General features: G+C 44.0%; 23 protein-coding genes. 15 read left to right on the top strand and 8 right to left on the bottom strand.

Annotated features, from left to right (window positions below):
• Positions 1-49: 49 nt before the first annotated feature.
• Positions 50-310 carry a hypothetical protein gene (locus tag AACH28_RS01110; protein WP_112376336.1) on the bottom strand — a complete coding sequence of 87 codons (261 nt, stop codon included), beginning with the start codon at positions 308-310 and terminating at the stop codon, positions 50-52.
• A gap of 278 nt (positions 311-588) precedes the next feature.
• Between AACH28_RS01110 and AACH28_RS01105 the strand changes: the two genes are divergently transcribed.
• The gene (locus AACH28_RS01105) at positions 589-1,392 is read left to right on the top strand and encodes an SDR family oxidoreductase (RefSeq protein ID WP_341831999.1); all 804 of its coding nucleotides are present in this window, start codon (positions 589-591) and stop codon (positions 1,390-1,392) included.
• 65 nt (positions 1,393-1,457) lie between these two features.
• The gene (locus tag AACH28_RS01100) at positions 1,458-2,369 is read left to right on the top strand and encodes a helix-turn-helix domain-containing protein (RefSeq protein WP_341831998.1); all 912 of its coding nucleotides are present in this window, start codon (positions 1,458-1,460) and stop codon (positions 2,367-2,369) included.
• Positions 2,370-2,412: 43 nt separating this feature from the next.
• Here the strand turns inward: AACH28_RS01100 and AACH28_RS01095 are convergent, their stop codons facing one another.
• Entirely contained in the window at positions 2,413-2,865 is a 453-nt protein-coding gene (locus tag AACH28_RS01095) for a hypothetical protein (protein ID WP_153848213.1), read from the bottom strand.
• Between the two features lie 447 nt (positions 2,866-3,312).
• On the opposite strand from AACH28_RS01095, the gene AACH28_RS01090 reads away from it, so the two are divergent.
• From AACH28_RS01090 to AACH28_RS01050, 9 genes are all read left to right on the top strand, one after another.
• Positions 3,313-4,374, top strand: coding sequence for an acyl-CoA desaturase (locus AACH28_RS01090; RefSeq protein ID WP_341831997.1), 1,062 nt, complete (start codon positions 3,313-3,315; stop codon positions 4,372-4,374).
• A 259-nt stretch (positions 4,375-4,633) separates the two neighbouring features.
• Entirely contained in the window at positions 4,634-5,080 is a 447-nt protein-coding gene (locus tag AACH28_RS01085) for an Hsp20/alpha crystallin family protein (RefSeq protein WP_088161805.1), read from the top strand.
• Between the two features lie 76 nt (positions 5,081-5,156).
• Positions 5,157-5,447: a hypothetical protein gene (locus AACH28_RS01080; protein ID WP_341831996.1), complete on the top strand. Its 291-nt coding sequence runs from the start codon at positions 5,157-5,159 to the stop codon at positions 5,445-5,447.
• A 209-nt stretch (positions 5,448-5,656) separates the two neighbouring features.
• The gene (locus tag AACH28_RS01075; RefSeq protein WP_341831995.1) at positions 5,657-6,511 is read left to right on the top strand and encodes an NEW3 domain-containing protein; all 855 of its coding nucleotides are present in this window, start codon (positions 5,657-5,659) and stop codon (positions 6,509-6,511) included.
• 21 nt (positions 6,512-6,532) lie between these two features.
• The gene (locus tag AACH28_RS01070; RefSeq protein ID WP_341831994.1) at positions 6,533-7,534 is read left to right on the top strand and encodes an ABC transporter ATP-binding protein; all 1,002 of its coding nucleotides are present in this window, start codon (positions 6,533-6,535) and stop codon (positions 7,532-7,534) included.
• Positions 7,497-8,489, top strand: coding sequence for an ABC transporter permease (locus AACH28_RS01065; protein WP_205397862.1), 993 nt, complete (start codon positions 7,497-7,499; stop codon positions 8,487-8,489). The genes AACH28_RS01070 and AACH28_RS01065 overlap by 38 nt, the downstream gene beginning before the upstream one ends.
• Before the next feature lie 285 nt (positions 8,490-8,774).
• On the top strand, positions 8,775-10,193 hold the full coding sequence (locus AACH28_RS01060) for an SDR family oxidoreductase (RefSeq protein WP_341831993.1): 1,419 nt from the start codon (positions 8,775-8,777) through the stop codon (positions 10,191-10,193).
• A gap of 366 nt (positions 10,194-10,559) precedes the next feature.
• Complete coding sequence (locus AACH28_RS01055) at positions 10,560-12,536, top strand: ATP-binding protein (protein ID WP_341831992.1); 1,977 nt, start codon at positions 10,560-10,562, stop codon at positions 12,534-12,536.
• Between the two features lie 77 nt (positions 12,537-12,613).
• On the top strand, positions 12,614-14,098 hold the full coding sequence (locus tag AACH28_RS01050) for a DHA2 family efflux MFS transporter permease subunit (protein ID WP_341831991.1): 1,485 nt from the start codon (positions 12,614-12,616) through the stop codon (positions 14,096-14,098).
• Positions 14,099-14,102: 4 nt separating this feature from the next.
• Here AACH28_RS01050 and AACH28_RS01045 read toward each other — a convergent pair whose 3' ends face one another.
• The 3 genes from AACH28_RS01045 to AACH28_RS01035 all read right to left on the bottom strand — a co-directional run bounded on the left by AACH28_RS01045 (position 14,103) and on the right by AACH28_RS01035 (position 17,003).
• Complete coding sequence (locus AACH28_RS01045) at positions 14,103-14,897, bottom strand: AraC family transcriptional regulator (protein WP_341831990.1); 795 nt, start codon at positions 14,895-14,897, stop codon at positions 14,103-14,105.
• Between the two features lie 62 nt (positions 14,898-14,959).
• Complete coding sequence (locus tag AACH28_RS01040) at positions 14,960-16,375, bottom strand: aldehyde dehydrogenase family protein (RefSeq protein WP_341831989.1); 1,416 nt, start codon at positions 16,373-16,375, stop codon at positions 14,960-14,962.
• A 268-nt stretch (positions 16,376-16,643) separates the two neighbouring features.
• Positions 16,644-17,003, bottom strand: a complete 360-nt coding sequence (locus AACH28_RS01035) for a helix-turn-helix domain-containing protein (RefSeq protein WP_341831988.1) — start codon at positions 17,001-17,003, stop codon at positions 16,644-16,646.
• A 105-nt stretch (positions 17,004-17,108) separates the two neighbouring features.
• Here AACH28_RS01035 and AACH28_RS01030 point away from each other — a divergent pair, with 105 nt between their 5' ends.
• From AACH28_RS01030 to AACH28_RS01015, 4 genes are all read left to right on the top strand, one after another.
• Positions 17,109-18,071, top strand: coding sequence for an aldo/keto reductase (locus AACH28_RS01030; protein WP_341831987.1), 963 nt, complete (start codon positions 17,109-17,111; stop codon positions 18,069-18,071).
• 132 nt (positions 18,072-18,203) lie between these two features.
• A complete protein-coding gene (locus AACH28_RS01025) occupies positions 18,204-18,317 on the top strand; it encodes a DUF1398 domain-containing protein (RefSeq protein WP_236560215.1) in 114 nt (37 codons plus the stop codon).
• Positions 18,318-18,331: 14 nt separating this feature from the next.
• Positions 18,332-18,898 (top strand): hypothetical protein, encoded by a 567-nt coding sequence (locus AACH28_RS01020; RefSeq protein ID WP_313419340.1) that lies wholly within the window; start codon positions 18,332-18,334, stop codon positions 18,896-18,898.
• 22 nt (positions 18,899-18,920) lie between these two features.
• The gene (locus AACH28_RS01015) at positions 18,921-19,856 is read left to right on the top strand and encodes a 1-phosphofructokinase family hexose kinase (RefSeq protein ID WP_159332989.1); all 936 of its coding nucleotides are present in this window, start codon (positions 18,921-18,923) and stop codon (positions 19,854-19,856) included.
• Between the two features lie 235 nt (positions 19,857-20,091).
• On the opposite strand, the gene AACH28_RS01010 is transcribed toward AACH28_RS01015, so the two are convergent.
• From AACH28_RS01010 to AACH28_RS01000, 3 genes are all read right to left on the bottom strand, one after another.
• The gene (locus AACH28_RS01010) at positions 20,092-20,448 is read right to left on the bottom strand and encodes a hypothetical protein (protein ID WP_341831986.1); all 357 of its coding nucleotides are present in this window, start codon (positions 20,446-20,448) and stop codon (positions 20,092-20,094) included.
• Positions 20,449-20,578: 130 nt separating this feature from the next.
• Positions 20,579-21,022, bottom strand: a complete 444-nt coding sequence (locus tag AACH28_RS01005) for a DUF5675 family protein (RefSeq protein WP_341831985.1) — start codon at positions 21,020-21,022, stop codon at positions 20,579-20,581.
• Between the two features lie 14 nt (positions 21,023-21,036).
• On the bottom strand, positions 21,037-21,591 hold the full coding sequence (locus AACH28_RS01000; RefSeq protein ID WP_341831984.1) for a DUF6266 family protein: 555 nt from the start codon (positions 21,589-21,591) through the stop codon (positions 21,037-21,039).
• Between the last annotated feature and the right edge of the window lie 61 nt (positions 21,592-21,652).

The raw sequence follows: 21,652 nt of genomic DNA, 5'->3' as shown, positions 1-21,652 counted from the left end.
AATTTGCTGTATATTGAGCTGCGGGCCACCATACAGCAGACTTTTGGCCTTAGAGGCGATATCGAAGCGATAAATTGCGCCAGATTTCTGTCGCAAAATGCTGATCTGAATGCCTATTTTCAAAAAACCAGTGGTCGCCTTTTTTTACGATTTTTTGATCAATTCCATCAAGCGAAATTGGCAATTCCGTATCGAGCTTTGATAAAGACTTTTTCAACAACACCAGTTGATAATCCTGTCCTTTGTAAGTTAAACGGAACACCTGTGAACGATGTGGTTCCCCGCTTATCCCGTCAATTGTGCCTTGCATAAATATAGATCTTCTAAAATTTTTAAAATACAGCAATTACGCCAATACGAATACGCCAAAAAGTATAAAATTGAGCAAAAATCAGCTTAACATTGCATCGTTTTTATAACGAATATCAACAAATAATCGTGCCAAAGTCGATGAATTTCCCGCTCCATTGGCGATGATTTTTTCACACATTTTGATTTCGTCATTTTGGCTACAATCAAGCTCAATTTGGCAACAGGTACCCGATGCCTTCTTTAGACATTTGTGGTATGGAATCAAACAATAACAGCATGCAAAAGACAATTTTCATTACAGGGGCTTCTTCCGGTTTGGGAAAAGCAACTGCCAAATTATTTCAACAGGCGGGTTGGAATGTGATCGCAACTATGCGAAATCCCGAAAATGAAACCGAACTTACCGGGATCGAAAACATCAGGCTATTAAAATTGGATGTTACCGATCCGGCCCAGATCAAAGAAACTGTAGCAAAAGCGATCGCTATAAGTAACATTGATGTCGTTTTCAATAATGCAGGTTATGGGTTAATGGGTGCGTTTGAAACGTTGAGCGACGAAAAGATACTTCGCCAAATCAACACGAATCTGTTGGGTGTATTGCGGGTTACACAAGCCTTTATCCCCCATTTTAGAGCACAGAAAAGTGGTTTATTTATTTCAACCACATCAATTGGTGGATTTATGGGGTTCCCGTTACATTCGATGTATCATGCCACAAAATTCGCCTTGGAGGGCTGGAGCGAAAGCATGTCCTTTGAACTGAAAAAATTTGGAATAGCCATCAAAACAGTTGCTCGGGGAGGAATAGCGACAGATTTTGCAGGTCGTTCTTTGGATCTAAACCGAACTTCCGACTATCAGGACATTGAAGACAAACTGTTCGAACAAATGGGTCTGATGATGCAAAATGCATCCACAGCCGAGCAAATTGCCCAAGTGGTGTATGAAGCCGCCACGGACAATAAAGATCAGGTACGTTATCTGGCAGGCGAAGATGCACATGCACTCTATGAAAGACGATTACAAATCGGAAAAGAAGCGTTCAGGCAAGAAATTGCAAAACAATTTGATGCCTAATTTTTTAAATCAGCAACTGCCTTGCGAGGCAGTTGTTTTTTGTAAATTTGTATAACAAAAACAGGATGCATCGTATCAATTCCATATCCGAATTTCATCGGCAATTGTCCTTGCCGGCCCCATTACATCCGCTCGTCAGTGTAATTGATGTAGCTGGAATTAAACCCGATGAAAGCGACATCTGGGAGCAGTTCTACGTGAATTTTTACAGTATTTCGCTCAAAAAAGATGTTACTGCAAAAATAAAGTACGGCCAACAGTATTACGATTTTGACAAAGGAACAATGAATTTTATTGCGCCCAAGCAGATTCAATCGTTAACGATCGCCGAAATCAGAAAGATGAATATCGAATGCGGAAAAGGTTACATGCTGCTATTCCACCCTGATTTTTTGTATACCCATCCCCTGACCACCAAAATAAAAAACTACAATTTCTTTTCGTATGCGCTTAACGAAGCGTTACATCTCTCCGAACGGGAAGAAAAAGACATTATAGAAATTTTTCTTAAAATCGAACAAGAATATCAGCATATCGACAAGCATACCCAAGACATTATTTTGTCGCAAATAGATATGCTCTTGCAATACAGCAACCGTTTCTATGAGCGTCAATTCATTACTCGAAAAGCGGTTAACCATGCGCTGCTGACCCAATTGGAAAAATTGCTGGACGATTATTTCGACAGCGAAGAAACCCTAAAACAGGGGCTTCCAACCGTAGAGTATTTAGCCGAAAGCCTCCATGTATCAGCACGTTATTTAAGCGATTTACTACGTTCAGTTACCGGTAAAAACACACAGCAGCACATTCACGATAAGTTAATTGAAGAAGCCAAGGAACAACTCACGGCAACAAGCCTTTCCGTTGCCGAAATTGCCTACAAACTCGGTTTCGAACATCCGCAATCGTTCAACAAACTGTTTAAGAAAAAAACCAATGTTTCACCTTTAGCATTCAGGCAATCGTTTAACTGACAGAACAGTGTAAAAAAATTTTAGTGCGAGTTGTGTGTTACATTTAAAGAAACCTGCGCTTCCCCAATGCTTTCATGGCCATCCCTGCGGCCAATCCTCCGATCACATACCAGGCCACGGTCATCAACTTGGTACGGTCGGTCTTTTTTATCGGCGTAGCGTCCAGACCTGCCTGCTCAGGAATGGTCAATGTCGCCAGGCCTACTACTGTTCCGAGCAGTGCTCCTTTGAGCAGCAGATTTTTCTGACCGCCGTAGCCGATGAGGGTATATAACATGGCGTTGGAAGCTACGTCTGTGCCAAAAGTTGCTGCCACCAGCGCGTTGCCTTTTGGCGGTTTAAATCCGGCAAAACGAACTGTTTTTTTCATTGCTTCCTCGCCTACTTTATCGACTTCAGGCGCTTGATTATCAAATCTTTTAGCCGCGCTATGAACGACATTGAGTACAAGCGCACCGATCAGTCCGCCCAGCATATTTTTATTGAATCCATTCATATGGTGTTCTTTTTGTTTTCAATCCTGCCTGTCACATGTATGTACAGTTATTCTGAGAACAGCGTGCAGCCTAAAATAGTTTAATCAAATCCACCGCTAATTGCTTTATGCAGCTTGGACGCACAACAACCTTTGCTTCCCAGAAGGGAAGGTCTATAAAATAAAGCCTGGATCATCGACCTTAGGATAAATACCGGAGGCAATATGTATCTATTTTATTGGGTCCGAAGGAATTTTTCGGGAGTCATAATATTGTTTTCGGAGGCTTCAAAAATTCAAAAGGTATATCTTCCGGACCATGGGAAATCAAGGATGGCAGAATGACCTTTAACAATCTTTAACTTTACTACTGGGATCTTTCAAATTTTATAGCGTATATTTACATTGTTCTATCGCTCAAGATCGAACGTTATAAAAATTAAGCATATTTCTCGAGTAAAACCCCAAATGTCCCAGTCTGTAAAATTCAGCAATGTAAATACATTGTTCTCTAAAACGTTAAAACTAAAAATCAATAATTATTTTCAAAATTCACTTCAGCCAAGAACCGGGAATCGAAAGATCTATCTGAAAGCCGCTATCCTCCTGATCAGCTTTGCGGTATTGTATCTCCTTCTGGTATTCGCACCTTTGCATTGGAGTATTGCAATAGCATTATGTATCATTTTCGGAGCTAACCTCGCTGCGATTGGTTTTAACATTATGCACGATGCTGGGCACAATTCTTTTTCAGACAATAAAAACCTGAACACTGTGCTCTCCTACTCGCTCAATCTACTGGGCGGCAATATCTACTTTTGGAAGCTCAAACATAATATTGCACACCATACCTTTACAAATATCGATGGCGAAGATCACGATATCGAAGTAAAGTTTATGCGTATACACCATGACCAGAAACTTCGGAAACACCATCGCTATCAGCGTTTTTATTTTCCGTTGCTCTATGGAATCTCCTATTTAGCGTGGATCTTTTATCAGGATTATGAGAAATATTTCCGTGGGCGCATGGGACATAAAACGGAGCAATTTCATTTTCCGGTCAAAGAGCGTATTATTTTTTGGGTCAGTAAGCTAATTCACTTCAGCTTATTTGTCATTATTCCGATCATTTTCGTCGGGTGGCTGCCCACACTTATCGGTTTGCTGATTGCTGGTAGTGTGTGTGGTATGAGTCTGGCCACAGTATTCCAGCTGGCCCATGTGGTGGAAGAAACCGAATTCAAAACCATTGACCAGTCAAAGGTCGAAGAAGAATGGATGATTCATCAGATTCAGTCCACCGCAAATTTTGCTACGGGTAGCAAGGTACTTACCTGGTTGCTTGGCGGTCTCAATTTTCAGGTTGAACATCACCTTTTTCCAAAGATCAGCCATGTGCATTATCCTGCGCTCAATAGGATTGTGAAGCAGACCTGCAAGGAATATAAAATAAAATACAACGAGTTTCGGAGCTTCTGGACAGCATTTAGATCGCATTTAAAAGTGCTGGAGGCCATGTCAAAATAACCTAGTTATTAGCTAGTCGCTTCATTTCCCTTGCCCCCCTATGGCCATTATGTGCCATCGAAGTGGGCAGCTTCCAGCAAATTTTCGGTATGTTGTACAGAGCGTATATCTTTTCTGTCAATTTATCAGGTAAAATTTGACAGTTTTGCTGCAAAAATTTCAGTTTTTTAAGCTCGGTACTTTTTTTGTGAGATTTTTAATACAGTCGGCCGGCTGATAGATTTAAATTATTGTTATACTTCATTAAAAGGAGGTTACTATGAAACTTGCAAAAAGAAACTGGAACAATTTTTCACTTTTTTCGCCCATGTTTGATAATTTTAACCGCGAGCTTTTAAACTGGGACAACAAAAATTACTCATCAACAAGTACCACCGTTCCTGCAGTCAACATCAAGGAAAACGCAGAAAGCTTCGAAGTGGAGGTCGCCGCACCTGGCATGGCCAAAGGAGATTTTAAGGTGACACTCGACGGCAATCTATTGACCATATCCTCGGCTAAGGAAGAACAAAACGAGGAGCATAAGGACAACTACACCCGCCGGGAGTTCAGCTACCAATCTTTTCAACGCAGCTTCGAACTTCAGAAGGAGGTTGTCGATCAGGACAATATCCAAGCACGCTATGAGAATGGTATGCTCCGTTTGACAATACCAAAAAAAGAAGAAGCCAAACAGAAAGAACCGCGGATGATCGAAATATCCTAAAGATCCAAATAGCAAATTTAATGGTTAGCCTCCGTGGGAGGCTAACCTATTTTTTTCAATCTTTACAACGAAGATTATGAAAACGTCGAATTACTATATTGAATTACAGATGTACAGCCACGGACATTATATCACTATCGCCAATTTTGACCAAAAAAGCTGCGAAAAGATTATTCATGAATTGTTTGATGAACTGCGCGGTGAGCCTGAAGCCTCAGACAGCAGACGTCTTCGCATCAATCTTCTTCTGAACGACGCTACGATTCAGCGGACACAATTACGATCCATCCACTGTACACTGGATGAGTTGGCCGAGAACACCAAGATTATCATCAAGAAGACATTCCGCTCAGTAAACTTTGACTGACGGAAGTGCATTGCAGCATACAACACAAGCTATCAGCCTATAGACCATTTAAACACATTTTTTTTACACTATTTTTTTTATTTCAATCTTGATTTTTATCAAATTGATTTTTAATTTGGGTGCGGTTTTTCAAAAAGGTAGCTGATACCCAAACCGACATTTTTTAAAAGCTAATATTCTATTTAAATATAAATTTTAGTTATTGGATCATGTTAACAGAATTACTAATTACAAACACAGACCGACGTTTTTCTTTCAGGCCATTTCTTATCGCAATTATTGTGCTGGCTAACAGTTTCTATCTATCTGGGCAAGTCTTGAAGCCCCTCAAATCCGGTTTCGAAGCGAGGCTCATCAATATTGAGGCCCCCAGCAACGAACCCTTTCGTTATACGACCACCTTGACCAACGGATCCGCTCAATTGGTTAACTACAACCTGAATGCCCAGCTGCCCGATGGATGGCAGATTAGCTACCGCGTAGAAGGCTCGCAAGTGACTTCCCTTCAGATACAGCCCAATAAGGCACAGGAAATCAGCATTGAAATCAGCTGTCCGATCACGGCCAAGCCCGATAAATATAAAATTCCAATACGGGCTATATCCTCAACCGATACCTTAAAGCTTGAGCTCGAAGCAGTCGTCAAAGGCTCCTATGCCCTTGAGTTGACCACCCCCAGTGGGCGGCTAAGTGACGAAGTTATATCTGGTAGCAGCAAAGAAATCCTACTTAAAGTCAAAAACACGGGCACCCTGCCGCTCAATGCCTTGGAACTGACGTCCCAATTACCCAGCCGATGGGAGGCAAGCTTCGATCCGTCGAACATCAAACAGCTCGAAGCAGGTAAATCTATTGACGTCAAAGTCAACCTAAAAGTTCCCGACAAAACCATTGCCGGTGACTATGCTTCCAAATTTGAGATCAAATCACCCAACAGCAGCGCCGACATTTCATTCCGTATGATTGTGAAAACTTCTTTGCTTTCTGGCTGGATCGGTATGCTTATAATTGTATTGGCCATTGGTTTGGTGTATTTTCTCATCCGCAAATACGGCCGCAGATAAGGGCGCTACAAAAAGATTATCATGATGAAGGACCCTATCATTCAATTGACAGGCCTGACAAAAAACTATGGCAAAGTAACCGCCGTAGATCAGTTGGACCTGCACATTTATCCCGGAGAGATCTTTGGCCTGCTCGGCCCCAATGGTGCCGGCAAGACAACCAGCATCCTCATGATGCTGGGCCTGACCGAACCCACTTCCGGCACAGCCTATGTCTGTGGCCATAATGCCACGCGCAATCCGATCGCCGTGAAACGAAAAGTCGGCTACCTGCCCGACAACGTAGGTTTCTACCCGGATATGACAGCGCTGGAAAACCTAAGCTTTATTGCCAGATTAAATGGTCTCACAGAATCCTATGCACAAGCTTCTGCAAAAGACATGTTACATGTCGTGGGGCTCGAACGGGAAATGCATAAAAAAACCGGCGCTTTTTCCCGCGGTATGAAACAACGTCTAGGCTTGGCCGAAGTGCTGATCAAGGCTCCCGAGGTTGCCATCCTTGATGAGCCTACACTGGGCATTGATCCCAAGGGTGTTGACGAATTCCTTGAGCTCATCAAGCAGCTCAGCAGGGAGCATAACCTAACGGTACTGCTTTCTTCACACCACCTCCACCAGGTGCAGCGTGTATGCGATCGGGTGGGTATTTTTGTTGGCGGAAAATTACTGGTTGAAGGATCACTTGAAAGCCTTGCCCATAACCTGCAGCAGCAGAAAGGCATCAGTACCGTCATTACCCTTGACCATGCCCAGGGCGATACCAAACGGTTTGAAGAAGCATTAAAGACCCTGCCCGGACTCCGTAATCTTAAAGTGAACGGATTTACGATCGAACTAAAGACAGACAGCGATATGACAGCAATAGTGGTACGCATGCTGGTAAACAATGGCGCTGATATCGTTTCCGTGAACCGCAACGACTACCAGCTCGACGATATTTATAATACATATTTTGAGAACAGCATAACTACAGATAATGCTTATGAAAAATCCAAGGGTTTCTTCAAAAGATACCAATAAACGGCCATCCTTTCCGATGCAGGTGTTGGTCCGCAAAGAAATTGCGGCACATATCCGCAGCTGGCGTTTTATTATACTGATCCTGCTCATCGTACTGACTTTCGGCGCATCCCTCTACGTTTCATCCATGGGGCTGAAAGACGCTGTCAGCAATATGCGCGATCCTGATCAGTCATTTCTCTATCTCAAGCTACTGACCACAACGGATAATTCCATTCCGCCATTTCATGTTTTTTTAAACTTTCTGGCCCCACTTTTGGGCATAGCCCTGGGTTTTGACGCCGTCAATGCAGAATACAACAACGGAACACTCACCCGTTTGCTGGCGCAGCCAATTTACCGAGACAACCTGCTGTTCGCCAAATTTCTGGCGCCACTGGCCGTGGTGGGCACATTATTTGTTGCGCTGGTCATGCTTATGATCGGCGGCGGTCTCCTGGGTACAGGTGTCCGGATAGAACCCCAGGAGTTGCTGCGTATCTTCGGTTTTACCTTGATCAGTGTGCTCTATGTTGCCTTCTGGCTGAGCCTTTCCATTCTGTTGTCGATACGCTTTCGCCAGCCGGCAACCTCAGCACTTACCGCGATCGGCATCTGGTTGTTTTTTACGGTATTCTTTCCTATCCTGGTCAATCTGGCAATACGCCCCTTTTTGCCCAACCCCAATTATATTTCGGAGCAGGAGTACATCGGCTATAATGAGCTCATCTTAAATCTGCTCCGCTTATCACCGAGCCAGCTCTATACCGATGCCACCACTACCCTATTGATGCCCTCTGTACGCAGCTTAGGTCCCATTTCCATGGAACAGATGGTCGGTGCCATCCCCGCACCGCTTTCCTTTCGGGAAAGTTTTCTGATGGTCTGGCCACAGGTCAGTGGACTCTGCGCAGCCATGATGATCTGTTTTGCCTGGTCCTATTACATTTTTATGCGAAGGGAAATCAGAAGTTAAGTGTTTCCACCAAAGCAGCTTTGTAAAAACTGCATTCATAAACTGTAAGGCGCACGCTCTTGTGCGCCTTTATTATCTCCCACTGGAACTGGTCGAAGCCAGGGTAGTGCCAAAAACGCTGTACACAGGATGTTGCAATTAATGTTTTGCTTACTGAAGAAAGAAAAGATCAATAGCGTGCGCCTTGCTACATTAGAATAAAAACACACCAAATAAAAACAATTTAGGTGGTATTTTGGTATATTTGTATACATTTAATAACAGCTGAACTTAACAAATCAGGCTATGAAAATTCTATTGACCGGAGTGACGGGGTATATTGGAAAACGTCTTTTGCCTGTGCTGTTAGAACAGGGACATGAAATTATTTGTTGTGTAAGAGATAAGAATCGTTTTGATACCTCGGCAATCCAGGGGCATGTTAAAGTTGTTGAAGTCGATTTCCTGAATAAAGAAAGTCTGAAAGAAATTCCACCTGAAATTGATATTGCTTATTTCCTGATCCATTCCATGGCGACGCAGTCAGGTGATTTCCAGCAAATGGAAGCGCAATGTGCGACAAACTTCCGCAACTGCATGGAAAATACCAGCGCGCAACAGATCATATATCTGAGCGGAATAATTAATTCAGATCACTTATCGAAGCATCTCGACTCGAGAAGAAACGTAGAAAACATCCTGGCAAGCGGACGGATTCCGATCACCACCTTGCGGGCCGGCATCATTGTTGGCTCGGGAAGCGCATCTTTCGAGATTATTCGGGATCTTGTGGAAAAACTCCCTGTTATGATTACGCCTAAATGGTTGCAGACGAATTGTCAGCCCATCACCATACGTAATGTAGTCGAATTTATGATCGGTGTTATCGCCAACCCGCATACCTTTAACAAAAGCTATGATATCGGGGGTCCAGACATTCTTAGCTACAAAGAGATGCTGCTGCAATATGCTGCCGAACGAAAACTTAGGCGACAGATCTTTGTTATCCCGCTCATGACGCCGCGGCTTTCCTCCTACTGGCTCTATTTTGTTACCTCGACGTCTTATAACCTGGCCAAAAACCTGGTCGATAGCATGAAAGTAGAAGTCATCTGTAAACCCAATACTCTAGCGGACGAACTCGGTATTACGTTGATCAATTACAGGCAATCCATCCAATTAGCTTTTCAAAAAATTGAAAGTGACAATGTGGTTTCCAGCTGGAAAGACGCACAGACCAGTCACATTTTATCGGGCGGCCTCAGCAGGCTACTGGAAGTGCCCAGTTATGGTTGCTTTAAGGATGTCCGCTCGGTTCCCCTCCACAATAGTGAAGCATCATTGACCAAAATCTGGTCCATTGGAGGAAATTCCGGCTGGTATTATGGCAACTGGCTCTGGAAAATCCGTGGTTTCATGGATCAATTGGTCGGCGGAGTGGGTATACGGAGAGGGCGAAAAAATAAAAGCGATTTGGCTGCAGGTGATGCACTTGATTTTTGGCGCGTACTGATCGCCGATAGAACCACGAAAAGATTACTCCTTTATGCCGAAATGAAACTTCCTGGAGAAGCATGGCTAGAATTTAAAATCGAAGATAATATCCTGCTGCAGACCGCGACCTTTAGACCCCTGGGCCTTGCCGGAAGGCTCTATTGGTATGCCGTATGGCCTTTTCACGGCTTCATATTTAGGGGCATGATAAATAGAATAGCTAAACCTTAAAAATAAAAATTCATAAACGATGATTTATAATGAGAACGCAATTGCGGCATTTGAAAGAAGATACAGAGCAAATTTTATAAACTCGCTGGGCGGATTTAAAAGTTACAAACAGCTTTCGTGCCCGATAATTGTTTAAACGAGGATGGTTATATCGCTATCGAAGAAGCCGGGACAGTTACCTCTAGCGGTCTTGACAGCTATCATACCACAAGGCGGATTGAACGATTACCTTATGCGAAGCCTTAAGCAACTTTTCGCTAGGATTTTCATAAAGAAAGCATACGGTTCGGCTTTCTTCAAGACTTTACTTCCCAGAGCGGAAGATAATGTGTTACGCTATAGAATGTATTTTTTATCTTTGTTCTAATGGACATCAAGAAAAAATTTGGTAGTGCCTCATTTGGCGAAGACTTTATCTTACAGGCACTGAGTTGTTCTCCCGAGCCTACATCAATCTATACTGGAACAGAGATGACCATCCAGTTTGCCAATGCGGGCATGCTTTCCCTTTGGGGCAAAGACGCATCCGTTATCGGCAAAGCGCTGATCAGTGCTATTCCCGAACTGGAAGATCAGCCGTTCTTAGCTATTCTGCAAGAGGTTTGGCGTACGGGGAAATCCTATTCCGTTACCGAGGCACCAGCCCGGCTCATCAAGAATGGTGTTCCGGTGACTGATTATTTCGATTATGAATACAGAGCACTATTAGACGAAAACCATAAAACATGGTGTATTTTAAACACCGCCCGCAACGTTACTTTAAGAAGGCAGCATCAGCAACAGATACAGAAAAAAGAAAAAAAGGAACAAGGGCTGATGGAGGAAATGGCGGCAACGCTCGAAGAATTGACCGCTACAAACGATGAACTCAACAGTTCCTTACAACTTCTGGCAGAAAGCCGTGAGCAAGTACGGACAATTATTGAGCAGGCACCGGTCGGCATAGCGATGCTGAAGGGACCGGAGTTAATCATTGACATAGCCAATCCGACCATATTAAAAATCTGGGGACATCAATTAGCCGATGTGCAGGGCCGGCCCCACGAAATTGCGAGGCCCGAGCTGCAAGGCCAGCCCATGAGCGAATGGCTACGGGAAGCGTTCGAAAAAGGCGAACGGAAAACAAACAATGAACTTTCCATATTGCTGCGTCACAATGATGGGCTGCGGGAGGCTATTGTAAACTCGATTTATCAACCTATTTTTTCAGCTGACAATAAAGTCACGGGAATTCTGATTATCCTTGAAGATATTACCGACCAAGTCCTTGAACGGCGGAAAAGTGAAAAAGATCAACACATGCTGTCCATGGCAATAGATGCCGGCGAGCTTGCGACGTTCTATTACGAGCCCCAAAATAATCTGTTCTCCGGAAACGCCCTGTTAAAATCATGGTTTGGTTTGGCCGATGAAGAGCAGCTGGATTTATCGGCTGCTATTGCTTCCATTGCAGAACAGGATCAGGAACGTGTATCGGCTGCCATAACTGATGCACTTAGCCAAGAGTCGGATGGCAATTACTTTATTGAATACCGTATCCTAAATCCACAAGACCCGAACGACAGACTCGTGCAGGCACGGGGTAAAGTGTTTTATGATGCCAAGGGAAACGCTGCCAGCCTCAATGGTACTTTACAGGATATTACCGAACAGAAAGCTGAGGAACAGCGGAAAAATGATTTTATAAGCATCGTTAGCCATGAATTGAAGACACCGCTGACCTCCATAAACGCCTATCTTCAATTAATGCAACGTCAGGCAATCCTTACAGCAAACACGAATTACCAAAACATTACAATGAAATCCCTTCGACAAGTTCGCAATATGAAGAACTTAATCAATGGATTCTTGAACATCTCGCGATTCGACTCCGGCAGAATGATGATAGAAAGAGAAGTGTTTGATCTGAAGGAATTATTTGCTGAACTTGAAGATGAATTTAAATTGAGGATCAACACCCATCAGATTGTCGCTGACCTGACGCAAAGTCTATCCATTGCTGCTGACCCCAACAAGATTTCGCAGGTAGTCCAAAACCTTGTGGAAAATGCGGCCAAATATTCGCCGATAGGAACCCAGATTACATTTGGTTATTCGCCCAAGGCAAATAACGTTATCGAAATTTTTGTCAGTGACGAGGGTATGGGTATTGCCGAAGAAGACCGGGATCAGATATTCGAGCGATTTTACAGGGCAGGAAAAGATAAGGTCGGAACAATTTCGGGATTTGGCATAGGACTGTATCTCTGCCGTGAAATTGTAGAACTGCATAATGGACATATCGCTGTGGAGAGCAACTCGGCCGGAGGAACCACATTTAAGGTACGGCTTCCAGCTCAATAATATAATATTATAAATTCTTTTCTTCGGTTCTTCGGAAAACACATACGCGAACATGTTGGTCGTTTAATTGCCTTTAAATGACTTTTCTTTTTTACGATAGGCTTACTTTTGTCGCAAATGTTTCCCGTTCGGGATTTAAGAAGAGCAAGATGAAGAAAGAATCGCGCATCATATCGCTCATTGTAGGTGGCACTTTACTTATGGAAATGCTCGACACCACAGCGATATCGACAGCCTTACCCAAAATGGCACATGATTTTGAGAGTGATGTTGTACACCTCAGTGCAGGTATTACCTCTTACACCGTCATGTTAGCTGTATTTATTCCAATCAGCGGCTGGATTGCCGATCGCTACGGCGCAAAAAAGGTTTTCAATATGGCGATTATCGGCTTTATACTTTCTTCAATCGCATGTGGACTGAGTACCAACCTAACATCTTTCGTCATTGCACGTATCTGCCAGGGTACAGCCGGAGCCCTCATGGTACCGGTAGGACGTCTCATTGTACTAAAACACACCGAAAAGAGAGATCTGGTCGAAGCGATCGGCTATATTGCCTGGGCCGGATTGTTAGGCCCTATTATCGGTCCCGTACTGGGCGGATTTTTTACAACCTATTTTAGCTGGCACTGGATTTTCTTTATCAATATACCCGTCGGCATATTTGCCCTGTGGGCCGTGCATCAATTTATTCCAGCAATGGATTCCGAAAATAGCCGTCCGCTTGATATTATCGGTTTTTTTATCAGCGGTATCGGTCTTGCCGGCATTATGCTGGGGACTGAAATGATCGGCGCAGCCCAAGGCGATTATACAAAACCAGCTGCGACTATTGTGGCAAGCTTTGCGCTGATGGCCATTTCAATCTGGCACTCCAAACGTATCAAGTACCCGTTGATTGATTACAGTATTCTAAAGGTCAAAACCTTCCGGGTTACGGTATATTCAGGCTCCATCACCCGTATGGTCATCAATGTTGCTCCTTTTATATTGCCCCTTATGTTACAGCTGGGTTTTGGACTGAGCCCCTTTCACGCCGGGCTCCTCTATATGGCCAACATGTTCGGTAGTATGAGTATGAAACCCGTAGCTATGTGGATAACACGACGGTATGACTTCCGCAAGGTCCTGATCGGCAACGGTATTATTTTAACAGTGGTAACCGCTGGACTCTCCCTCCTTTCCATACAAACGCCGATCTGGCTGGTGGCAATTGTATTCTTTTTCTCGGGACTTACACGCTCGCTCCAGTTTACCAGCCTAAATACCCTGGCGTACGCAGACGTGCCAAACGAACAGATGAGCAATGCAAATACGCTGTATAATACGGCACAACAAATGGCACTTGGTATGGGGATCGCCCTAGGCGCAGTGACGCTACACCTGGCAAGCAGTTATTATCAGGATACGGTTTATCAGATGCGGGATTTTAGCTTGGCCTTGCAGTTAATTGCTGGCTTATCGCTCCTATCCTTGATCGAGTATTTCAAAATTAAACCAAACGACGGAGCCAATTTAAGGGGTATATCAATCAAGAAAGAAGTTCAGAATGCCGCTTAGGCCTTTAAATTTTAGTTAGATTTTTGGGGCTGTAGCCAAACTGTTTTTTAAACGCATGAGAAAAATGCGACAGATCTTCAAAGCCCAGATCAACAAAGATGTCTGAAGCAGCCCGCTTTTCTTCTTTTAGGAGATAATGTGCTTCGTCCAGTCTTTTTTTCAGCATCCATTGGTGCGACGAGGTTTGAAACACTTTTTCAAAATCGCGTTTGAACGTGGCCAGGCTCCGACCTGTAAGATGGGCAAAACGCTCTAAATTGACGTTATACCTGTAGTTCTGATTCATAAAGGCTTCAAGGTCTATTTTATGCGGTTCAGAAAAATCAAACAGGATATTTTTGAGCGCTGGTTTCGTTTGTAAGAGGATCAACAAAAGTTCCTTGATTTTGAGATCGGTGAGCGATTTATTATTCAAATTGCTTTGGAGAAGGGCCTTCAGCGACACAATAAAATTCTCGAGAACCGCATTGACATCAATTTTAACCAGCGCTTCCGTTACGGTTGAATGTTCGGATTTCAGCTGGTACTCATGCGCAAAATTCTTTAGCGTTTCGTCACTCAAATAGATATTCAGACTTTCACAGGCGCCGTTTGGTGGCGGAATTTTTGCAAATTTCGCCAGCTGATTCTTTCGGATGAGATGAAAATCGCCCGGGTTCGCAATATGCTTGTCTTTATTGTCAGACAACATAAAATTTCCCGACAGCTGATAAGAAATCGTATGCTGAGCCACAAAATTTTCCCCTTTTCTGCTCACCTGGTGGTAACAGGAATAGACAATATCCGAATTTTCTATCATAAGACGATCGATCAAGACAAAGCGCCGGGCGTACGACAACGCTTTGTCAAATGTATAAAAATTTAGCTTAGTACGGCTTTGATTTCAAGGTAAGGTTGCAAACCATATACGCCATATTCCCGTCCAATGCCCGACTGCTTGAATCCCCCAAACGGAACCATGGGGTCGTGACTGAAACCATTGATACAGATCCGTCCGGCATCGATTCCTGCGGCTACACGTTTTGCCCTTTCGCTATCCGCCGATGAGATGTAGGCCGCTAGTCCATAAGGCGTATCATTGGCAATTTCTATGGCTTCGGCTTCAGTTTGATAAGGAATAATACACAGAACAGGACCAAAAATCTCTTCCCGCGCAATGGTCATCGCATTACTGACATCGGTAAAAATGGTGGCTTTCACAAAATTACCCTCTTCCAGACCTTCAGGTTTTCCCAATCCACCGGTCAACAAGGTTGCCCCTTCCTCGATACCCGTTTTAATATACTGCTGTACGCGATCAAACTGCTTCACGCTCACCATCGGTCCGATGTTGGTATCGGCATTTTGTGGCAGGCCGACAACCATACTTTCCGCAGTGGCCTTTGCTAAGGCGTTTACCTGATCCAGCTTATGCTGCGGCACGAGGAGTCTTGTAGGCGCTATACAGGCCTGACCACTGTTCATATAAGCGCCGTATACGGCCATCGGAATTGCTTTATCGAGGTCTGCATCATCCAGTATAATATTGGGCGATTTCCCACCCAGTTCGAGCGTAATGCGTTTCATGGTATCTACCGCTTGTTTGGCGATGGATTTTCCGACGGCTGTAGAACCTGTAAATGAAATTTTGGCAATTCCGGGATTCTCGGTCAGTTCCGTGCCCACCACATTTCCGAGACCAGTTACCACATTGATCACACCTTTTGGTAAACCGGCTTCGCGAAAAGCTTCCATCAGCACATTCGTCTGCAAAGCACTCATTTCACTGGGTTTGACGACTACGGTACATCCTGCCGCGATTGCGGTAGCGACTTTACTGGCCACCGAACTGTTGCTGGCATTCCAGGGGGTAATGATCGCCACAACACCCACAGGCTGAAATCGTACCGATGCGGCGTTAATTGTCCGTTCAAATTCAAAGCTTTTAAGCACTTCGATCATACTGTCAAACCAGACTCCGGTATGCGCATTGCTCATCGTGACAAATTGATGTGTTCCGCCGTATTCTTCGATCATCACATCGATAAAATCCTGCTTTCTCTTCTCAATCGCCGTTTTCAATTTTGTTAAATAACCGATACGTTCCGAAACGGTAGATTTTGAAAATGTGCGGAAGGCCGCTTTAGCCGCTGTAATGGCATTTCTTGTATCGGTTACATCGGCTAAAGTGACTTCACCGATTTTTTGATTCGTAGACGGATTGATGAGCTCATAAATTTCCGTTCCGTGCGGGTTTACAAATTCCCCGTTGCTATAAATCTTATTGACTGTTTTCATTTTGTTCCTATTTATAATACAAATTTAGCTATACCCTATTCACCTAACTTGGCAAAAAAGCTCAATTATACTTTGCAAAAAAGCTCAGGTTACTGAACCAGTCTCCAAGAGAACCACCGGTATATTTTATTACTTACTTATTTTATTATTGGAATACCTATTTTTCTGGGGGCTTACATCTAGGTTTTATTTAATTTTGACAATACATCGTTAGGAGGCGCTTACGCAAATATATTGAGGGGATCAACCGTTGCTTTAGCTATCCTATTTACCCAGGTTTATAAAAAGTGGAAATCTTTTCCAGTTCATTTCTATGATCCTCACCCCATTGGGCTGTTACCGCAATGACTGGTATAAGGCTTTCCCCCAGAGCAGTCAGTTCATATTCTACTTTCAGTGGAAGCTGATCAAAGACGACTTTATTGATTAATCCATGTTCAATCAATTGGCCAAGCTGCGCATCAAGTACACGGCGGGTTGCATTGGGGATTTTCCGCTGCAGCTCACCCGGACGCTTGATACCTGAATGAATGGCCCAGAGCAGGTTTATTTTCCATTTGCCCTGAACGACCTGCAAAAACAAATGTAAACCGCAATCTAAATTAACCGGAAGCTTTTTTTCGTACATAGCTGATATTATTTACTTAGGGACAAAGTGGGTATAGATAAATTTATCCGTAATTGACACGGTTACTTGATGCCCTTAACTTTGCAACAAAGTAAATATAAAAATATGAAATACAAGTTATTTGGCTCAAAAACAGGACTGCATTCCAGTGAAATAATTTTAGGAGCGGCCAACTTTGGTACAAGAAAAGGCTACGGAGCCGATCCCGATGAATCAAAAAAGATTTTAACAGCTTATGCAGATGCGGGTGGTAATTTTATCGATATATCGGATGTTTATCAATTTGGAGAGGCAGAAGAAATCGTTGGCAACTATTTAAAGGGGCAGCGAAATAATTTTATTGTCTGCTCAAAATATACCCGAAGCAGCGATCCCAACCCTTCCATCAGTAATTTTGGGAATAACCGTAAATCTATGCGACAGGCTGTTGAACAAAGTCTGAAAAGACTGAAGACGGACTACATCGATATTTATATGCCGCATTATGATGATGGTGTAACTCCATGGGAAGAAATAGCTTTGGGACTCCAAGATTTGGTCAGTGAAGGGAAAATAGTGTATGCGGGACTCACTAATTTCCCCGCATGGAAAGCATCGGCCATTGCATCAGCAACAAAGCTTACCGCTTTACAGATTGAATATAATTTATTACAGCGTACCGCAGACCGTGAACTGATCCCGATGGCAAAGGAATTTGGTCTTGGTGTGATGATGTACTCGCCAATGGCTGGCGGCCTGCTGACCGCAAAATATAGAAAAGGAGAAGCTGGGCGAATCAGCTATTCTTCTGGCGCTGAATATTCCGAGGACGAGAAAACCAAACTGATCATTGATGAACTGGTATTAATCGCAAAAAAATATGAAGCAACACCCGGTGAGATTGCATTTGCTTGGAACTTATCGAAAGAGGCATTTCCATTACTGGGAGCACGCAATATCAATCAATTTGAGCAAATTATTAGCGCTATTGAAATTAATTTGACAGCTGATGAGCTGACCAAACTGGACGCTTTAAGCTCCATTAGCCTCGGGTATCCACACGACCTGCTGAATACAGTACGAGGTTGAGAACAGCATGAATTTCAGCAGCAGTATCGGAGTTGAAATATAAGGGAGCTAAAGAGATTCTTTAGTATATTTACTTTACTATTAAATGGGAGGATATTGGAGAGGGGTTTAACACGTGTAAATCAAGAAAACATGTTTACAATAGAACAAATTGAAGCTGCTCATAGCAACGTAAAATCAGGCGCTGACTTTCCGGCCTATATCCGGGACATCAAAAAGTTAGGTGACACATCGAAGTTAAATTAAATACATAAAAGAAAATGGGTCAATACTTTTGGATTGCGATACCTGCCGAGCTGTTTTTTCAGTATTGCGGAGAAACGATGGAAAAACATCGGACGCACGCCTATATTGAGAAGATAAACCGTCGTTCAGGCAAACGGAGTTATCTGAAATACAGCAAGGAAAATCCGTCGGCGTTTTTGGCAAGCTTTTCCTCAGTAGATTATCAGGGATTTTTCCTTTCCACCTATCCTTTTTCAGATCAGGAAACTATCTTAGATTCAGGTATCTTCTATGATTCACCTGTAGCCGAATATACCATTGCAGGAAGCGGGGGCTATGAAACTGACCGGACAAGGGAAATTATCCACTTGCGTCAGATCATGAAACAAGCGGACAAATCCGCAAAAGCATTTTTTGCGGCCTTGCAGCGCAGCCTCAAAAAAATCCCCGATCTACGCGATACCCTGAGCAGTGGAAATAAAAACCATTTTTACCTGCCGACATCAAAAAGTATTATTCCCCAAAATGCCCATAGTCGGCTTATAACACTACCCTGGGAAGAACACTGCCTGAGCAAAGACCTGGTCTACCAACAGCAATGATTCAAATTTATAACATAAACAAATGGCAAAATCTATTTTAACAATTACCCTGAATCCATCCATAGACAAGAGTACCCGTGTACAACATATCGTTCCTGAAAAGAAATTACGATGTGAAGCGCCTGTATATGAACCAGGCGGTGGGGGAATTAACGTATCTCGGGCATTGAAAAGACTTGGTTTGGCATCAACAGCCCTTTTTACATCCGGGGGAAAGACAGGCAGTTTACTCGAAAGCTTATTGAAGCTGGAAGATATTGCTATAGAACCTATTTGGGTGAACGGCGAGACCCGCGAAAACTTTATCGTGGTTGACAGCGCAACGAATCAGCAATATCGATTTGGGTTGCCAGGCGAACAGTTTGAGTCCAACGAACTGGAGGGGATCAGGACTTCGATTGAGGAAATCACCTATGTTCCGGATTTTGTCGTTATCAGCGGTAGTATGCCCGCTGGTATGCCGCCCGAGTTTACACGATCGCTGATCAATACGTACAAAACGAAGGGCAGTAAAATAATCATTGATACCTCTGGCGATGCACTTCGCCTTGCACTGGAGGAAGGTGTCTTTTTGATCAAACCAAATGCCGGCGAGCTTGCTGCGCTTGTGGGAAAAGAGGAATTGGGGCATTCCGACCTGGATATGGCAGCCCAGCAACTAATTTCGGAGGGTAAAGCAACTTTAATCGTTGTCTCTTTAGGTGCTCAAGGCGCTATATTATATTCAAAAACAGAACGAATACAGCTGCCTTCCCCACTGGTCAAGGTACGCAGTACGGTGGGCGCAGGTGACAGTATGGTTGCCGGAATGGTGTCTGTCTTAGCCCAACAGGGAGATATGGAGCATGTCCTTCAAATGGGAATCGCCTGTGGCTCGGCCACGACGATGGCGGAAGGAACTGGGCTATTCGCTAAGGAAGATGTCGATCGGCTGTTCTCGGAAATAAAAAAAAGATAAATATTGAGGATTCTGCCTTACTAATGAAGATATTGCTTTACAAAAAGGCGCACAATCCCGTGCGCCTTTTTGTTCTGCTCATCTTTTCCGTTTACCCAGTTTCGCCAATAACCTACTTGTGGCAAAACTGACCAGGGTGCCCAAAGCTGCCGTGAGGGCAGTCTGCAATACATCCCCCAGCGAGATGCTGGCCCAGATGGAACAGATGGTACCGCCGATGGCCGAGACGCGGATATCATTCACTTTCATCCATCGCGCTCCTTTCTACGGTATTTTCGCTTCCATTTTTAACGGACTTATTCTCCCTGACGCCCACCGAAGCATCCTTATCGGTAGGCGATTCAGCTGCCGACATCGTATCATCCATTGCCGACTGATTCCTTTCGCCATCGTCCGGATTGTATTTCCCTTCCTGCGGCTCCTTGCCATCGTCTACCTCGGAATGTGACTTAGCCTCGTCCAATACCGTTTCGACAATACCAAGCCCCAAAGCCAGGTATTTTATTACATTCCCCACCTTACCCGGCAGCTTAACAGGTGCCGCCAACAGCAACTGCAGCACCTGTCCTATTTTATTGAAGATCTTTTTCATCTGTATAAATTTGTTTTTCAATTGAGATGAAGCTATCAGATTTATTCATTCCCCAATATGATTGAATAAATCATGATGGTTTCATGTTTACTTTTTTAAGGATGATCAGTTTTATAGCAGAAACCGCTACTCATTCGACCTGTACTTCGACCAGTCCCTGCAACATTAGTTCGACCACCAGCGGATAGAACTTTTTGTAGGCGACACCCGAAGCTAACAGGCGATAATCACCATCCTCCAGTACATATTGCGCGCCTACCAGAATGCAGCCGGCGGTCTCTTTGTAGCTATTTCCTTTATGGAAGTAGACATAGCTAAAGTTGGGTATAGCTCCAATCTCCAGCATACCGCGGTGCATTTTGGGGTAAGCGTCGTAGTAACGGCCATTCATTGCCCCGTCGCGGTTAAAACCGAGTGGGTAATGCCCTGCTGGTATGGCGGTTTCGCCCCTTATTTTCACGGGACGCGGAATATTCTCCAGTCCGTAGCAGACAAACTGATTGTTCACATAAATCTCGGACAACGTGCTATGCTTGCCCTGTTTTGTGCGGAGAACTTTTATCGTTGATTTCATACGCTAGCTATTCATTAGAAAAGACCGAGGTATTGACTTCTGGAATACAGGTTTTCATCACGATCATGTAGGAATAGGTACAGGTGCACCGGCCGATCATGCAGGATAGATGGTAGCTCGATCGTCATCTGGAGATCCTTCCGCAGCACCTGTTGTTCATTGATCGCAGCCTGCTCGCCAATAATATCATAAGCACAGAGTATGACCTGGTCATCCCATTGGTTATAATCTTTGATGTTGGATTCGGTTACATCCCAGCTCAGCTGAATCGTATTGGACGTACGCAAACAGGTATTCACTGCGAGCGGAGACAGCATGCCATTGCTAATTTTTGCTAGGGCGGGCACCACCTTAAAATCCGGATATTCCCCCTGTATCACGTTCGTCAGCGTATGTGACATGGCCCGGCCAAAAGCCGCCTGCACCGTGCACTTGCTGTGGGCAAAACCTTTGCGGATGAGCGGGTACAGCGGATTTAAAAATCGGCGTGCCAGCCGAAAGCGCTCCTGCGCAGCTTCCCTACGTGTCGGATCTGTAACCTGCTTTTTAAACTCAGAAATCACCAGCATATCTTATCGTTTTGTGTTCAAAAATCAGGAGGAGCCACATGCTCCTCCCGTTCAATTAATC

This window comes from Sphingobacterium thalpophilum (assembly GCF_038396785.1).
GTDB lineage: Bacteria > Bacteroidota > Bacteroidia > Sphingobacteriales > Sphingobacteriaceae > Sphingobacterium > Sphingobacterium thalpophilum_A.
This window is presented reverse-complemented; position numbering and strand designations above follow the sequence as displayed.